General features: G+C 67.5%; 14 protein-coding genes and 1 pseudogene. 14 read left to right on the top strand and 1 reads right to left on the bottom strand.

Annotated elements, in window-relative coordinates; translation table 11 throughout:
* Positions 1 to 5 precede the first annotated feature (5 nt).
* On the top strand, positions 6 to 1,238 hold the full coding sequence (arsJ, locus tag DMO17_RS10830; RefSeq protein WP_110682500.1) for an organoarsenical effux MFS transporter ArsJ: 1,233 nt from the start codon (positions 6 to 8) through the stop codon (positions 1,236 to 1,238).
* Here the strand turns inward: arsJ and DMO17_RS10825 are convergent, their stop codons facing one another.
* Complete coding sequence (locus tag DMO17_RS10825; RefSeq protein ID WP_110682499.1) at positions 1,239 to 2,315, bottom strand: ArsO family NAD(P)H-dependent flavin-containing monooxygenase; 1,077 nt, start codon at positions 2,313 to 2,315, stop codon at positions 1,239 to 1,241. It abuts the gene before it with no gap.
* Between DMO17_RS10825 and DMO17_RS19940 the strand changes: the two are divergent.
* The 13 genes and pseudogenes from DMO17_RS19940 to DMO17_RS10760 all read left to right on the top strand — a co-directional run.
* Positions 2,291 to 2,537, top strand: a pseudogene (locus DMO17_RS19940) (copper-transporting ATPase); the annotation flags it as partial. The gene DMO17_RS10825 and the pseudogene DMO17_RS19940 overlap by 25 nt on opposite strands.
* A 113-nt stretch (positions 2,538 to 2,650) precedes the next feature.
* Positions 2,651 to 2,914, top strand: coding sequence for a heavy-metal-associated domain-containing protein (locus DMO17_RS10815; RefSeq protein WP_110682498.1), 264 nt, complete (start codon positions 2,651 to 2,653; stop codon positions 2,912 to 2,914).
* A gap of 254 nt (positions 2,915 to 3,168) precedes the next feature.
* A complete protein-coding gene (locus tag DMO17_RS10810) occupies positions 3,169 to 3,987 on the top strand; it encodes an IclR family transcriptional regulator domain-containing protein (protein WP_110682497.1) in 819 nt (272 codons plus the stop codon).
* 224 nt (positions 3,988 to 4,211) lie between these two features.
* Positions 4,212 to 5,168 (top strand): AraC family transcriptional regulator, encoded by a 957-nt coding sequence (locus tag DMO17_RS10805; RefSeq protein WP_110682496.1) that lies wholly within the window; start codon positions 4,212 to 4,214, stop codon positions 5,166 to 5,168.
* 255 nt (positions 5,169 to 5,423) lie between these two features.
* Positions 5,424 to 6,785: a benzoate 1,2-dioxygenase large subunit gene (gene benA, locus DMO17_RS10800; protein ID WP_110682495.1), complete on the top strand. Its 1,362-nt coding sequence runs from the start codon at positions 5,424 to 5,426 to the stop codon at positions 6,783 to 6,785.
* Positions 6,786 to 7,274, top strand: coding sequence for a benzoate 1,2-dioxygenase small subunit (gene benB / locus DMO17_RS10795; protein ID WP_110682494.1), 489 nt, complete (start codon positions 6,786 to 6,788; stop codon positions 7,272 to 7,274).
* An 82-nt stretch (positions 7,275 to 7,356) separates the two neighbouring features.
* The gene (benC, locus tag DMO17_RS10790; RefSeq protein WP_110682493.1) at positions 7,357 to 8,367 is read left to right on the top strand and encodes a benzoate 1,2-dioxygenase electron transfer component BenC; all 1,011 of its coding nucleotides are present in this window, start codon (positions 7,357 to 7,359) and stop codon (positions 8,365 to 8,367) included.
* 164 nt (positions 8,368 to 8,531) lie between these two features.
* Complete coding sequence (locus tag DMO17_RS10785) at positions 8,532 to 9,302, top strand: 1,6-dihydroxycyclohexa-2,4-diene-1-carboxylate dehydrogenase (RefSeq protein ID WP_110682492.1); 771 nt, start codon at positions 8,532 to 8,534, stop codon at positions 9,300 to 9,302.
* Between the two features lie 64 nt (positions 9,303 to 9,366).
* Positions 9,367 to 10,707: an MFS transporter gene (locus tag DMO17_RS10780; protein ID WP_110682491.1), complete on the top strand. Its 1,341-nt coding sequence runs from the start codon at positions 9,367 to 9,369 to the stop codon at positions 10,705 to 10,707.
* 27 nt (positions 10,708 to 10,734) lie between these two features.
* On the top strand, positions 10,735 to 11,856 hold the full coding sequence (locus DMO17_RS10775) for a muconate cycloisomerase family protein (RefSeq protein WP_110682490.1): 1,122 nt from the start codon (positions 10,735 to 10,737) through the stop codon (positions 11,854 to 11,856).
* Between the two features lie 17 nt (positions 11,857 to 11,873).
* The gene (catC, locus tag DMO17_RS10770; protein WP_110682489.1) at positions 11,874 to 12,164 is read left to right on the top strand and encodes a muconolactone Delta-isomerase; all 291 of its coding nucleotides are present in this window, start codon (positions 11,874 to 11,876) and stop codon (positions 12,162 to 12,164) included.
* A 34-nt stretch (positions 12,165 to 12,198) separates the two neighbouring features.
* Positions 12,199 to 13,140, top strand: a complete 942-nt coding sequence (gene catA, locus DMO17_RS10765; RefSeq protein ID WP_110682488.1) for a catechol 1,2-dioxygenase — start codon at positions 12,199 to 12,201, stop codon at positions 13,138 to 13,140.
* A 239-nt stretch (positions 13,141 to 13,379) separates the two neighbouring features.
* The gene (locus tag DMO17_RS10760) at positions 13,380 to 14,585 is read left to right on the top strand and encodes a benzoate/H(+) symporter BenE family transporter (RefSeq protein ID WP_110682487.1); all 1,206 of its coding nucleotides are present in this window, start codon (positions 13,380 to 13,382) and stop codon (positions 14,583 to 14,585) included.
* Positions 14,586 to 14,634 lie beyond the last annotated feature (49 nt).

The raw sequence follows: 14,634 nt of genomic DNA, 5'->3' as shown, positions 1-14,634 counted from the left end.
CGATCATGAAGGCGTTGTCAGCCCTGTCTGCGGAAGTCCGCCAGTACCTGCTGGTCACCGGCAACTACTGGGCCTTCACCCTCACCGACGGCGCCCTGCGCATGCTGGTGGTACTGCACTTCCACAGCCTGGGCTACACGCCGCTGCAGATCGCCGCGCTGTTCCTGTTCTACGAGATCTTCGGCGTGGTCACCAACCTGGTTGGTGGCTACCTCGGCGCGCGCCTGGGCCTGAACCGCACCATGAACCTCGGCCTGGGCCTGCAGGTGCTGGCCCTGCTGATGCTCACGGTGCCGGCCGCCTGGCTGACGGTGCCCTGGGTGATGGGCGCCCAGGCGCTGTCCGGCATCGCCAAGGACCTCAACAAGATGAGCGCCAAGAGCTCGATCAAGCTCCTGGTGCCGGACAGCCAGCAGGGCACGCTCTACAAGTGGGTGGCCATCCTCACCGGCTCGAAGAATGCGCTCAAGGGCGTCGGCTTCTTCCTCGGCGGGGCGCTGCTGGCGCTGCTCGGCTTCACCGGTGCGGTGCTGGCCATGGCCGCCGTGCTGGCGCTGATCTGGCTGGGCAGCCTGGTGCTGCTGAAGAAGGACCTGGGCAAGGCCCGCGCCAAGCCGAAGTTCCGCGACCTGCTGTCCAAGAGCCGGGCGATCAACATCCTGTCGGCCGCCCGCTTGTTTTTGTTCGGCGCGCGCGACGTGTGGTTCGTGGTGGCGCTGCCGGTGTACCTGAGCACAGTGTTCGGCTGGGACTTCTGGCTGGTCGGCGGTTTTCTCGCCACCTGGGTCATCGGCTACGGTATGGTGCAGTCCTTCGCCCCGGCCATCACCGGCAAGCGGCGCGGCCTCGTGCCGGATGGCCGCGCGGCCTTGGCCTGGGCCCTGGCCCTGGCCGGGTTACCGGCGCTGATCGCCCTCGGCCTGACCGACGGCTGGCCGGCCCAGCTGGTGCTGCTCGGCGGGCTGCTGCTGTTCGGCGCGCTGTTCGCGGTGAACTCCTCGCTGCACAGCTACCTGATCGTCAGCTACGCCAAGGAAGACGGGGTGTCGCTGGACGTGGGCTTCTACTACATGTCCAACGCCCTGGGCCGGCTGATCGGCACGCTGCTCTCGGGCTGGGTCTTCCAGGCCCATGGGCTGGTCGCCTGCCTGTGGGTCTCCAGCGCCTTCGTGCTGGCCGCCGCGCTCATCTCCAGCGCCTTGCCCAGGCACGGCGACACGGCGCGGCAGGCAGGCTGATCAGGCCGGCGCCCTGGCCAGGAACTGCTCGATCTCGCCTGCCGTGCTGCGGGCCGTGCGGGTCACCCCGATCAGCGTCGCCGAGGCCGAGCCCGTCCACTCGCCATAGCCCACCAGCCACAGCCTGGGCTCGTCGATCGCGCGGGTGCCCTCGACCGCCACCCGGCCTTCCGCGGTAAGCAGCCCGAGGCTGGCCAGATGGCCCAGTGCCGGCTTGAAGCCGGTGCACCAGATCACCGCATCGACGGCGCTGTGCGAGCCATCGGGCCAGATCACGCCATCGCCGGTGAAACGCTCGAAGGGGCGCACGGCATGCAGGACGCCGCGTTCGCGCGCCTCGACCACCGGCGGCACCATCACGACATCGCCCAGGCCACCCACCGGCTGCTCGATGACCCGTCCCTCCATCTGCGCCTTCCAGCGCTCGGTGGCGCGCTCGAACAGCACGCGCCCATCCACGTCATCGGGCAGGAACAGCGGTGCGCTGGGCGTCACCCAGGTGACCTCGGCCACCTTGGAAACCTCCGCCAGGATCTGCGCCCCGGAGTTGCCGCCGCCGACCACCAGCACCCGCTTGCCGGAGAAGGGCAGGGCCTCGACGTAATGCGCCGAGTGCAGCTGCTGGCCGCGGAACAGCTCTGCGTCGGGGTACTCGGGGATATAGGGATTGCTCCAGGTGCCCGTGGCGCTGACCACGGCCCTGGCATCCCAGTGCGCCTGCCCGGCATGCACACGCAGCGCCCCCGCGATGCGCTCGACCGCGGTGACGCGCCGCGGCCGCTCGATCGGCAACCGGTAACGCTCCTCGTAGCGACTCAGGTAGTCGATCACATGGTCGCGCGTGGGGTAGCCGTCCTGCACCGGCGGCATCATCCAGCCGGCAATCGAACTCCAGGTCGCGGGAGAGAACAGCCGCAGGGAGTTCCAGCCATGCCGCCAGGCTCCACCGGGCCCGTCTTCGGCGTCGAGGATGAGAAACAACAGTCCGGCCCGCCGCAGGAAATACGCGGTAGCCAGGCCGGCCTGGCCGCCGCCGATAACCAGTACATCCAACAGGGTTTGTGATCGATCCGTCATCCCAGCGCTCCCGGGTAGTTGCAGGAAAGTCTATCGGCTCGGCGGCCGGCGTGCGCAACATGCACCAGAACCTTTGCCTACAACGCCATGGGCATACCCTTGGCGGCCGGATTGTTTTACCCACTGACCGGGCACCTGCTGTCGCCGATGGTGGCGGCACTGGCCATGAGCCTGAGTTCGGCCTCGGTCGTCTTCAATGCGCTGCGGTTGCGCAAGGCCTAGCTCGACGGCGGGTCCGCACCGGCTTGACCTTCCCCTCGTGGCAAGGCCCAGGGTGAATTGCGAGGTCGGGCGTGGCCCGCTTCGAAAGCATTTCTTGTTCAGGAGTCATCACGATGAAAAGTGTCGAACTGCAAGTTGAAGGCATGACCTGCGGGTCCTGTGTCCGCCATGTGAATGCCGCCCTGACGCCCGTGGCAGGGGTGGCCGAGGTCGAGGTGGATCTCGCCGCCGGCCGGGTGCGCGTCGCCGGCGACGCCGATCTCCAGGTCCTGCTGGCCGCGCTGCAGGACGCCGGTTATCCCGCCAGGCTCGCCGCCGCCGACGGCCAGGCCCCGGCAGCCGCCAAGGCGCATTGCTGCGGCACCTGCCACAGCTGACAAGAGGGGCGCTGCAGGCCATTGGGCTGGAGCGTCCTGGCCGGTCGGTTGATGGAGTGGAATGCCACTGCCCCTGGCGGGTCGGATCCTCCAGCGGGGTTTCCATGCCGCGTAGCCGTTGAGGGGCATGGCTAGCCCCATCCCGCCAGGCTTGCAGCCATGGGGGCAAGGAGCCGTGGGTGTCAGCCATGTGTTGCGATTATCGAATTGCTGGTCCGATAATCGGCCGATCCGGTTCCGGTGAGGCAGTGGCAATGAGTACCGAAGAGCGTTCCCCCGTCACCGACTCCCCGGCCCAGGCCCTCGAGGCGTTCGCCGGGGATCCCAACTTCATGGCCTCCCTGGCGCGTGGCCTGCTGGTGATCCAGGCCTTCCAGGAGCGCAAGCGCCACCTGACCATCGCCCAGGTCAGCTACCGCACCGGGATTCCCCGGGCGGCGGTGCGGCGCTGCCTGTACACCCTGATGCAGCTGGGCTATGCCACCTGCGAGGGCAGTACCTACAGCCTGCTGCCCAAGGTGCTGACCCTGGGGCATGCCTATCTCTCGTCCACGCCGCTGGCGCTGATGGCCCAGCCGCTGCTCGATCGGCTCAGCGAGCAGCTGCACGAGGCCTGCAACCTGTCCACGCTGGAGGGCAGCGAGGTGCTTTATGTGGCGCGTTCGGCCATTCCGCAGCGCCTGATTTCCGTGGACCTCAGCGTCGGCAGCCGGCTGCCGGCCTACTGCACCTCGATGGGCCGCGTGCTGCTGGCGGCCCTGGACGATGCCGCGCTGCGCCACTACCTGGACAGCGCCGAGCTGCAGGCCAAGACCAGCCGCACCCTGTACCGCCCGGATGACCTGCTGACGTGCCTGCAGCAGGTGCGCGAGCAGGGCTGGTGCATCGTCGACCAGGAACTGGAGCCGGGCCTGCGCTCGCTGGCCGTGCCGGTGCGCAATGCCAGTGGGCAGGTGCAGGCGGCACTGAATGTCAGCAGCCATGCCGCCCGCGCCAGCTGCCAGGAGCTGCAGCGCCGGCACCTGCCCGTGCTGCAGCAGGCGGCGAGCGAGCTGGGGCAGATGCTCGGCTGAGCGAAAGCGGGCGGTTATCGCGCAGGGCGCTGTCCGGCCAAAGTCGAATTTCCTATGCTGCCGCCTGGCCTATGCTGCCACTACCGTTGATCGGTTGCCGCTGCGTGCCGTGGCCGGCCGTTGTATGAATCAGATGATGAAGAGGGGCTGCCTTGCTCGCGGGGTGTGGCTTGCCATACACCGCACCCTCACCGGCGGTAAGAACTATTACAAGAGTATCCGTGATGGATATCAGCCTGCTTAACGAGAAGAGTCGGATATTCGCCCAGGCCGACCCCTATGCGGTGTCCGACTACGTCAACCAGCACGTCGGCGCGCACTGCATCCGCCTGCCGCGCACGGGGCGTCCCGAGGCCAGCCTGAGCCACCGCACCTTCGGCGCGCTGGACCTGTGCCGCATCAGCTATGGCGGCAGCGTACGGGTCACCTCGCCGGCGCTGGAGACCATCTACCACCTGCAGGTACTGCTGCAGGGCCACTGTCTGTGGCGTGGCCATGGCCAGGAGCACTACTTCACCCCCGGTGAGCTGCTGCTGATCAACCCGGACGACCCGGTCGACCTGACCTATTCCGACGATTGCGAGAAGTTCATCGTCAAGCTGCCGGCCAACCTGATCGAGCGCGCCTGCAGCGACAACCACTGGCAGCGCCCGGCCGGCGGCGTGCGTTTCGCCGCGCGCCACCAGCTGCAGCAGCTGGAGGGCTTCACCAGCCTGCTCGGCCTGGTGTGCAGCGAGGCCGAGAGCGACCAGTCGCTGCCGCTGGTGCAGGAGCAGTACACGCGCATCATCGCCAGCAAGCTGCTCGGCCTGCTCAGCAACAACGTCAGCCGCCAGCCGGCGGGCGAGGGCAGCCCCTCGTTCGAGCGCCTGGTGCAGTTCATCGACGACAACCTCAAGCAGGACATCAACCTGGAGCAGCTGGCCCAGCTCGCCCACATGAGCCCGCGCTCGCTCTACGCGCTGTTCGACAAATACCTGGGCACCACGCCCAAGCACTACATCCGCCAGCGCAAGCTGGAGAAGGTGCATGCCTGCCTGCGCGACCCCTCGGTGAAGGTTCGCAACGTCACCGAGGTGGCGCTGGACTACGGCTTCCTGCACCTCGGGCGCTTCTCCGAAAGCTACAAGAGCGCCTTCGGCGAGCTGCCGTCCGACACCCTGCGTCGCCGCGAGTCCTGATCCACCGCGCCGGCGTCCTGCCGAGCGCGGTGCCGCCCACCCGCTGGCCATCCCCTCGCGCCTGAACGCCGCCCTGCCGCGCTGCGGTTTCCGCGCGCTCGCCATCCATGCCGCAGGCCGCGGCTGACGGGGCTTCTACGACCTTGGTCGGTCCTTGCAGAAAACGGATAAAGGTCCTGCACGAAGTGGATATTGTCGGCCTCGTGGCGGCCGTAGCTTTAACCGTGCTGAAACAATAACAACGGAGCCACGGCCATGACCCTGGGACTCGACTACCTCAATAGCCTGCTTGAAGAAGACAAGGACAAGGGCATTTTCCGCTGCAAGCGCGAGATGTTCACCGACCCGCGGTTGTTCGACCTGGAGATGCAGCACATCTTCGAGGGCAACTGGCTGTACCTGGCCCACGAGAGCCAGATCCCCAACGTCAACGACTACTACACCACCTACATGGGGCGCCAGCCGATCTTCATCGCGCGCAACAAGGACGGTGAGCTCAACGCCTTCATCAATGCCTGCAGCCACCGCGGCGCCATGCTGTGCCGCTTCAAGAGCGGCAACAAGGCCAGCTACACCTGCCCGTTCCACGGCTGGACCTTCAACAACAGCGGCAAGCTGCTCAAGGTCAAGGACCCCAAGGACGCCGGCTACCCGGACAGCTTCAACTGCGACGGCTCCCACGACCTGAAGAAGGTCGCCCGCTTCGAGTCCTACCGCGGCTTCCTGTTCGGCAGCCTGCGCGAGGACGTGGCGCCGCTGGAAGAGTTCCTCGGCGAGTCGAAGAAGATCATCGACATGGTCTGCGACCAGTCCGCCGAGGGCCTGGAAGTGCTGCGTGGTTCCAGCACCTATGTCTATGAGGGCAACTGGAAGCTGCAGGCCGAGAACGGCGCCGACGGCTACCACGTTACCGCCGTGCACTGGAACTACGCGGCCACCCAGCAGCAGCGCAAGCTCAAAGAGGCCGGCGACGACATCCGTGCCATGAGCGCCGGCGGCTGGGGCAAGAAGGGCGGCGGTTTCTACTCCTTCGAGAACGGCCACCTGCTGCTCTGGACCCGCTGGGACAACCCCGAGGACCGCCCGCTGTTCGCCGACCGCGAGCGCCTCGCCGCCGAGTTCGGCGAGGCTAGAGCCGACTGGATGATCGGCCATTCGCGCAACCTCTGCCTGTACCCCAACCTGTACCTGATGGACCAGTTCGGCTCGCAGCTGCGCGTGGCCCGCCCACTGTCGGTCGACCGGACCGAAGTGACCATCTACTGCATCGCGCCCAAGGGCGAGAGTGCCGAGGCCCGCGCCCGGCGCATCCGCCAGTACGAAGACTTCTTCAACGTCTCCGGCATGGCCACCCCCGATGATCTGGAAGAGTTCCGCGCCTGCCAGCAGGGCTTTGCCGGCCGCGCCATGCAGTGGAACGACATGTCGCGCGGGGCCAAGCACTGGGTCGACGGCGCCGACGAGTCGGCCAGGGAAATCGACCTGCACCCGCTGATGAGTGGCGTGCGCACCGAGGACGAAGGCCTGTTCGTGCTGCAGCACCACTACTGGCAGCAGCAGATGATCGCCGCGCTGAAAAAGCAGCAAGAGCAACTGATCCACGTGGAGGGCGCGTAAATGAGCCTGACCTATGACGCCGTGCGCGATTTCCTCTACCGCGAGGCACGCTACCTGGACGACAAACAGTGGGACGAGTGGCTGGAGCTGTATGCCCAGGACGCCGAGTTCTGGATGCCGGCCTGGGATGACAAGGACGAGCTGGTGGAAAACCCGCAGACCGAGATCTCGCTCATCTGGTACGGCAACCGCAGCGGCCTGGAAGACCGGGTGTTCCGCATCCGTACCGAGCGCTCCAGCGCCACCATTCCGGACACCCGCACCTCGCACAACATCAACAACATCGAGATCGTCGAGCAGGGCGATGGGCTGACCAAGGTGCGCTTCAACTGGCACACCCTGAGTTTTCGCTACAAGACCGTCGACCACTTCTATGGCACCAGCTTCTACACCCTCGATACCCGCGGCGAGAACCCGCTGATCAAGGCCAAGAAGGTGGTCCTGAAGAACGACTACGTCAGACAGGTCATCGACGTTTACCACATTTAAGTCCGCGGCAGCGTTGCCGGCGGGAGCACTGCGCTCCCGTCTCGGGCCGCTGCACGCCGAAAAACGCATTGCGAGGTGCGCCATGAGCCACAAAATCGCCCTTAATTTCGAAGATGGGGTTACCCGCTTCATCGACGCCAAGGTCGGCGAAACCGTCGCCGATGCCGCCTACCGCCAGGGCATCAACATCCCGCTGGACTGCCGCGACGGCGCCTGCGGTGCCTGCAAGTGCTTCGCCGAAGGCGGTCAGTATGACCTTGGCGACAACTACATCGAGGATGCCCTGAGCGAAGCCGAGGCCGAGCAGGGCTATGTGCTGACCTGCCAGATGCGCGCCGAGAGCGACTGCGTGATCCGCGTGCCGGCTTCCAGCGAAGTGTGCAAGACCCAGCAGGCCAGCTTCGAGGCGGCCATCAGCGCGGTGCGCCAGCTCTCCGACAGCACCATCGCCCTGTCGATCAAGGGCGAGGCGCTCAACCAGCTGACCTTCCTGCCGGGCCAGTACGTCAACCTCAAGGTGCCGGGCAGCGAGCAGACCCGCGCCTACTCCTTCAGCAGCCTGCCCAAGGACGGCGAAGTCAGCTTCCTGATCCGCAACGTGCCGGGCGGGCTGATGAGCAGCTTCCTCACCGGCCTGGCCAAGGCCGGCGACAGCATGACCCTGGCCGGCCCGCTGGGCAGCTTCTACCTGCGCGAGATCAAGCGGCCATTGCTGCTGCTGGCCGGCGGCACAGGCCTGGCGCCGTTCACCGCGATGCTGGAGAAGATCGCCGAGCAGGGCAGTGCGCATCCGCTGCACCTGATCTACGGGGTGACCAACGACTTCGACCTGGTGGAAATGGACAAGCTCGAGGCCCTGGCCGCGCGCATTCCCAACTTCACCTACAGCGCCTGCGTGGCCAACCCGGAAAGCAGCTACCCGCACAAGGGCTACGTCACCCAGCACATCGAACCCAAGCACCTCAACGACGGCGAAGTGGACATCTACCTGTGCGGCCCGCCGCCGATGGTCGAGGCCGTCAGCCAGTTCATCCGCGAGCAGGGCATCGCCCCGGCCAATTTCTACTACGAGAAGTTCGCCGCCAGCGCCTAGCTGCGAGCAGGGCATTCGTAGCCCGGATGAAATCCGGGGGAAGCCCGCGCACCGGCCCCGGATTGCATCCGGGCTACGGCCAAGCCACCTCTCTCCCGCAAGCGGGAGAGGGGGCAGATCGCGAATACCCCCGGAACCTGTCCGGGCCTTAACCGAGGTGGGTTATGCATAAGCGTTTCCAAGACAAGGTCGCCGTGGTCACCGGCGCCGCCCAGGGCATCGGCCGCCGCGTCGCCGAGCGGCTGCTGGAGGAGGGCGCACAGCTGGTGGCGGTGGACCGCTCCGAGCTGGTCCATGAACTCGCCGAGCAACTGGGCGGCAACGTGCTGACCCTGACCGCCGACCTGGAGCAGGCCGGCGACTGCCAGGGCGTGATGCAGGCGGCCGTGGCGCGCTTCGGCCGCCTGGACATCCTGATCAACAACGTCGGCGGCACCATCTGGGCCAAGCCCTTCGAGCACTACGAAACGGCACAGATCGAGGCCGAGGTGCGCCGCTCGCTGTTCCCCACCCTGTGGTGCTGCCACGCCGCGCTGCCGCAGATGCTGGAGCAGGGCGCTGGCGCCATCGTCAACGTGTCCTCCATCGCCACCCGCGGGGTCAACCGCGTGCCCTACGGCGCGGCCAAGGGCGGCGTCAACGCGCTGACCGCCTGCCTGGCCTTCGAGACCGCCGAGCGCGGCATCCGCGTCAACGCCACCGCCCCCGGCGGCACCGAGGCGCCGCCGCGGCGCATCCCGCGCAACGCCGCCGAACCGAGCGCCGAGGAGAAGGGCTGGTACCAACAGATCGTCGACCAGACCGTGCAGAGCAGCCTGATGAAGCGCTACGGAACCATCGACGAACAGGTCGGCGCGATCCTCTTCCTGGCCTCCGACGAAGCCTCCTACATCACCGGCGTGACCCTGCCGGTGGGCGGCGGCGACCTGGGCTAGTGCCCGGTCACGCCTTCCAGCCCAACAGTCGTTCACAACAAAAACAACAGAGAGAACCGATGCCATGCGACAGATAGACGTACACCAGGTTATCGACAACGCGCGCTTCAGCCGCTTTCACTGGATGGTCATGGCGCTCTGCGCGCTGCTGCTGATCTTCGACGGCTACGACCTGTTCATCTTCGGCGTGGTGCTGCCGGCGATCATGCAGGAGTGGAACCTGACCCCGCTGCAGGCCGGCGCCCTGGGCAGCTACGCGCTGTTCGGCATGATGTTCGGCGCCCTCGGCTTCGGCACCCTGGCCGACCGGATCGGGCGCAAGAAGGGCATCGCCATCTGCTTCGTGCTGTTCTCCAGCGCCACCATCCTCAACGGCTTCGCCAGCAGCCCGACCGAGTTCGGCATCTTCCGCTTCATCGCGGGCCTCGGCTGCGGCGGGCTGATGCCCAACGCGGTGGCGCTGATGAACGAATACGCGCCCAAGCGCCTGCGCAGCACCCTGGTGGCGGTGATGTTCAGCGGCTATTCGCTGGGCGGCATGCTCGCCGCCGGCGTGGGCATCTACATGCTGCCGCGCTTCGGCTGGGAGTCGATGTTCTTCGCCGCCGCCGTGCCGCTGCTGCTGTTGCCGCTGATCCTGTGGAAGCTGCCGGAGTCGGTAGGCTTCCTGGTGCGCCAGGGCCGTCATGAGCCGGCCCGCGCGGTACTGGCCAAGGTCGAGCCCGGTCTGCCGATCGATGCGGCCGACCAGCTGCACATGAGCGACAGCAAGGGCCAGGGCGTGGCCGTGTTCGAGCTGTTCCGCGACGGCCGCGCGCTGCGCACCCTGTGCCTGTGGCTGGCGTTCTTCTGCTGCCTGCTGATGGTCTACGCGCTGAGTTCCTGGCTGCCCAAGCTGATGGCCAGCGCCGGCTACAGCCTGGGTTCGAGCCTGTCGTTCCTGCTGGCGCTGAACTTCGGCGGCATGGCCGGGGCCATCGTCGGTGGCTGGCTGGGCGACCGCTTCAACCTAGGCAAGGTGATGGTCGGCTTCTTCATCGCCGCCGCCGTGTCGATCAGCCTGCTCGGCTTCAACAGCCCGACGCCGCTGCTGTACGGCCTGATCTTCATCGCCGGCGCCACCACCATCGGCACGCAGATTCTGCTGTATGCCGGTGCCGCGCAGTTCTACGGCCTGTCGATCCGCTCCACCGGCCTCGGCTGGGCCTCCGGCATCGGCCGCAACGGCGCCATCGTCGGCCCGCTGCTGGGGGGCGCGCTGATGGCCATCAACCTGCCGCTGCAACTGAACTTCATCGCCTTCGCCGTGCCGGGCGCCATCGCCGCCCTGGCCATGGCGGTGTTCACCCTCAGCAGCCAGCGGCGCCAGGCGGCGTCCGCGGCGCTGGCGGCGGCCAAGGCCTGAGCCCCACCCTGAACCTGGAAGAGTGAAATGAGCCACGTCCTGATCGAAAGCGTGTCGGCGGTGATCGTCGATCTGCCGACCATCCGCCCGCACAAGCTGGCGATGCACACCATGCAGCAGCAGACCCTGGTGGTGATTCGCGTGCGTTGCAGCGACGGCCTCGAAGGCATCGGCGAGTCGACCACCATCGGTGGCCTGGCCTATGGCAACGAGAGCCCGGAGAGCATCAAGCAGAACATCGACAGCCACCTGGCGCCGGCGCTGATCGGTCAGGACGCGGCCAACATCAATGCCTGCATGCAGCGCCTGGACAAGCTGGCCAAGGGCAACACCTTCGCCAAGTCCGGCCTGGAAAGCGCGCTGCTCGACGCCCAGGGCAAGCGCCTGGGCCTGGCAGTCAGCGAGCTGCTCGGCGGCCGTGTGCGCGACAGCCTGGAAGTGGCCTGGACCCTGGCCTCGGGCGACACCGCCCGCGATATCGACGAGGCGCAACAGATGCTCGCCATCCGCCGCCACCGCATCTTCAAGCTGAAGATAGGCGCCGGCGAGCTGCAGCGCGACCTCGACCACGTCGTCGCGATCAAGCGTGCGCTGGGCGACTGCGCCAGCGTGCGCGTCGACGTCAACCAGGGCTGGGACGAGTCCCAGGCCATCCGCGCCTGCCGGGTGCTGGGCGACAACGGCATCGACCTGATCGAGCAGCCCATCGCGCGGATCAACCGTGCCGGCCAGGTGCGCCTGAACCAGCGCAGCCCGGCGCCGATCATGGCCGACGAATCCATCGAGAGCGTCGAGGACGCCTTCAGCCTGGCGGCCGACGGCGCGGCCTCGGTGTTCGCCCTGAAGATCGCCAAGAACGGCGGCCCGCGCGCCGTGCTGCGCACCGCGCAGATCGCCGAGGCGGCCGGCATCGCCCTGTACGGCGGCACCATGCTCGAAGGCGCCATCGGCACCCTGGCCTCGGCCCATGCCTTCGTCACCCTGCGCCAGCTGACCTGGGGTACCGAGCTGTTCGGCCCGCTGCTGCTGACCGAGGAGATCGTCAGCGAGCCGCCGCTCTACCGCGACTTCGCCCTGCAGGTGCCGCGTACCCCGGGCCTGGGCCTGACCCTGGACGAAGAGCGCCTGGCGTTCTTCGCCCGCAAGTGACCTGAGAGGAAATCGCCATGCTGTTCCACGTGAAGATGACCGTCCGCCTGCCGGCCGACATGGACCCGGCGCGCGCCGCGCAGCTCAAGGCCGAGGAGAAGGAACTGGCCCAGGGCCTGATGCGCGAAGGCAAGTGGCGCCACCTGTGGCGCATCGCCGGCCACTACGCCAACTACAGCGTGTTCGACGTGGAAAGCGTCGAGGCCCTGCACGACACCCTGCTGCAGCTGCCGCTGTTTCCCTACATGGATATCGAAATCGACGGCCTGTGCCGCCACCCCTCGTCGATTCATAGCGACGACCGCTGAGCCACCCGACAACAACAAGCCGAGGTATACCGAGATGACCGTGAGAGTTTCCCACACCGACGAAGTCCAGCAGCTGTTCCGCCAGGCCAGCGGCCTCGACAACGACCAGGGCAGCCCGCGCCTCAAGCAGCTCACCCTGCGCATCATCAGCGACATCGCCAGGATCATCGAAGACCTGGAAGTGAGCGACGACGAATTCTGGAAGGCGGTGGACTACCTCAACCGCCTGGGCGGGCGTAACGAAGCCGGCCTGCTGGTGGCCGGCCTGGGCCTGGAGCACTTCCTCGACCTGCTGCAGGATGCCAAGGACGCCCAGGTCGGCCTCAGCGGCGGTACCCCGCGCACCATCGAAGGCCCGCTGTACGTGGCCGGCGCGCCGCTCTGCGAAGGCGAGGCGCGGATGGACGATGGCACTGAGCTGGACCAGGCCACCGTGATGTTCCTCGAGGGCGTGGTGCGCGACACCGACGGCCAGCCGGTCGCTGGCGCGGTGGTCGACCTGTGGCATGCCAACACCCAGGGCAACTACTCCTACTTCGACAAGAGCCAGAGCGCCTACAACCTGCGCCGGCGCATCGTCACCGACGCCGAGGGCCGCTACCGCGCCCGCAGCATCGTGCCGTGCGGCTACGGCTGCGACCCGCAGGGCCCGACCCAGGAATGCCTGGACCTGCTCGGCCGCCACGGCCAGCGTCCGGCGCACATCCACTTCTTCCTCTCCGCGCCGGGCTACCGCCACCTGACCACCCAGATCAACCTGGCCGGCGAGAAGTACCTGTGGGACGACTTTGCCTACGCCACCCGCGACGGCCTGGTCGGCGATATCCAGTTTGTCGAAGACGCTGCCGCCGCCCGCGACCGTGGTCTCGACGGCAGCCGCTTCGCCACCCTGGAATTCAACTTCCAGCTGCAGAAGGCCCCGGCGCCCAAGGCCGAGCAGCGCAGCGCTCGTCCGCGCGCATTGCAGGGCGCTTAAGCACAAGACGCTTTGCTCCCCTCGCCCATTCATGGGAGAGGGGTCGGGGGAGAGGGGAACAAGCAGTACCGAGTTGCCTGCCCAACCCTCTCCCCAGCCCTCTCCCGTAAACGGGAGAGGGGGCTAAAGCGCCCGTGCGCTGATATGAGCCGTACCGTCACCTCTCCCTTTGAGTGGGGGCTCATCAGAAACAACAAGAGCGCTTCCCAAGAAGTGCCAGCCTGACCTTGCGAGGGACCATGAAAGCCCTGCTCAACGATTTCAGCCTGCCGGCCCTGGTGGCCGGGCTGCTCGCCACCACCATCTCCTACGCCGGACCGCTGGTGCTGATTTTCCACGCCGCGGAAAGCGCCGGCCTGTCGCAGGCGCTGCTGTCGTCCTGGGTCTGGGCCATCTCCATCGGCAGTGGCGCGCTGGGCCTCTTGCTCAGCCTGCGCTACCGCACGCCGGTGGTGATCGCCTGGTCGATCCCCGGTAGCGCGCTGCTGGTCGGCGCCTTGCCGGAGCTGGGCCTGAACCAGGCCATCGGCGCCTACCTGGTGGCCAACCTGATCCTGCTGCTGATCGCCCTGAGCGGCAGCTTCGACCGGCTGATCGCCCGGCTGCCCGGCTCCATCGCCGCCGGTTTGCAGGCCGGCATCCTGTTCGCCTTCGGCATCGAGGTGTTCAAGGCGCTGCCCGAGCAGCCGCTGCTGATCGCCAGCATGTTCGTCACCTACCTGCTGCTGCGCCGAAGCGCGCCGCGCTATGCGGTGGCCGGCGTCTTGCTCGTGGGCGCGGCGCTGACCCTGTTCGGCGGCCAGCTGCGCAGCGAGGCGCTGGTACTGCAGCTGGCCACGCCGCAGTGGATCACCCCCGAATTCAGCCTCACCGCCACCCTCAACCTGGCGCTGCCGCTGGTGCTGGTGGCACTCACCGGGCAGTTCATGCCGGGCATGGCGGTGCTGCGCAATGCCGGCTACGCCACCCCGGCCAGCCCGCTGATCGGCGCCAGCGCCATCGGCGGTGCGCTGCTGGCGCCGTTCGGCTGCCACGGCCTGAACCTGGCGGCGGTCACCGCCAGCCTATGTACCGGCCGCGAGGCCCACGAGGACCCCGAGCGGCGCTACGTGGCCGCGGTGGTCGGCAGCCTGGCCTACCTGGCGCTGGGCATCGGCGGCGCCACCCTGGTATCGCTGTTCGCCGCCTTTCCCGCGGCGCTGATCGCCGCCCTGGCCGGGCTGGCGCTGTATGGCGCGTTCAGCGAGGCGCTGGCGCGCAGCCTGAACGAGACCGCCGAGCGTGACGCCGGGCTGTTCACCTTCCTGGTGACAGCCTCCGGGGTGAGTTTCCTCGGCCTGTCGGCGGCCTTCTGGGGCCTGCTGTTCGGTATCGGCGCGCATCTGCTGCTGCGCCTGCGCCGGCCGCGAATACGGGCTTCGCGCGCCGTGCCCGCGCGCGACTGATCCCTTTCCTGATTCCCCGAGCCGGCCGCCCCCGAGGCAGCCGGGCGGG

The organism is Aquipseudomonas alcaligenes, from assembly GCF_003205495.1.
Taxonomy (GTDB): Bacteria; Pseudomonadota; Gammaproteobacteria; order Pseudomonadales; family Pseudomonadaceae; genus Aquipseudomonas; species Aquipseudomonas alcaligenes_B.
Note: the sequence above shows the minus strand (reverse complement) of the source record. Positions and strands in the feature narration are given on the sequence as shown.

Coding starts and splice junctions, on each gene's coding strand:
- DMO17_RS10775 (WP_110682490.1), top strand. CDS start 10,735: ATGAGCCACGTCCTGATCGAAAGCGTGTCGGCGGTGATCGTCGATCTG.
- DMO17_RS10805 (WP_110682496.1), top strand. CDS start 4,212: ATGGATATCAGCCTGCTTAACGAGAAGAGTCGGATATTCGCCCAGGCC.
- DMO17_RS10815 (WP_110682498.1), top strand. CDS start 2,651: ATGAAAAGTGTCGAACTGCAAGTTGAAGGCATGACCTGCGGGTCCTGT.
- catA (WP_110682488.1), top strand. CDS start 12,199: ATGACCGTGAGAGTTTCCCACACCGACGAAGTCCAGCAGCTGTTCCGC.
- DMO17_RS10780 (WP_110682491.1), top strand. CDS start 9,367: ATGCGACAGATAGACGTACACCAGGTTATCGACAACGCGCGCTTCAGC.
- benB (WP_110682494.1), top strand. CDS start 6,786: ATGAGCCTGACCTATGACGCCGTGCGCGATTTCCTCTACCGCGAGGCA.
- catC (WP_110682489.1), top strand. CDS start 11,874: ATGCTGTTCCACGTGAAGATGACCGTCCGCCTGCCGGCCGACATGGAC.
- DMO17_RS10825 (WP_110682499.1), bottom strand. CDS start 2,315: ATGACGGATCGATCACAAACCCTGTTGGATGTACTGGTTATCGGCGGC.
- DMO17_RS10810 (WP_110682497.1), top strand. CDS start 3,169: ATGAGTACCGAAGAGCGTTCCCCCGTCACCGACTCCCCGGCCCAGGCC.
- benC (WP_110682493.1), top strand. CDS start 7,357: ATGAGCCACAAAATCGCCCTTAATTTCGAAGATGGGGTTACCCGCTTC.
- DMO17_RS10760 (WP_110682487.1), top strand. CDS start 13,380: ATGAAAGCCCTGCTCAACGATTTCAGCCTGCCGGCCCTGGTGGCCGGG.
- DMO17_RS10785 (WP_110682492.1), top strand. CDS start 8,532: ATGCATAAGCGTTTCCAAGACAAGGTCGCCGTGGTCACCGGCGCCGCC.
- arsJ (WP_110682500.1), top strand. CDS start 6: ATGAAGGCGTTGTCAGCCCTGTCTGCGGAAGTCCGCCAGTACCTGCTG.
- benA (WP_110682495.1), top strand. CDS start 5,424: ATGACCCTGGGACTCGACTACCTCAATAGCCTGCTTGAAGAAGACAAG.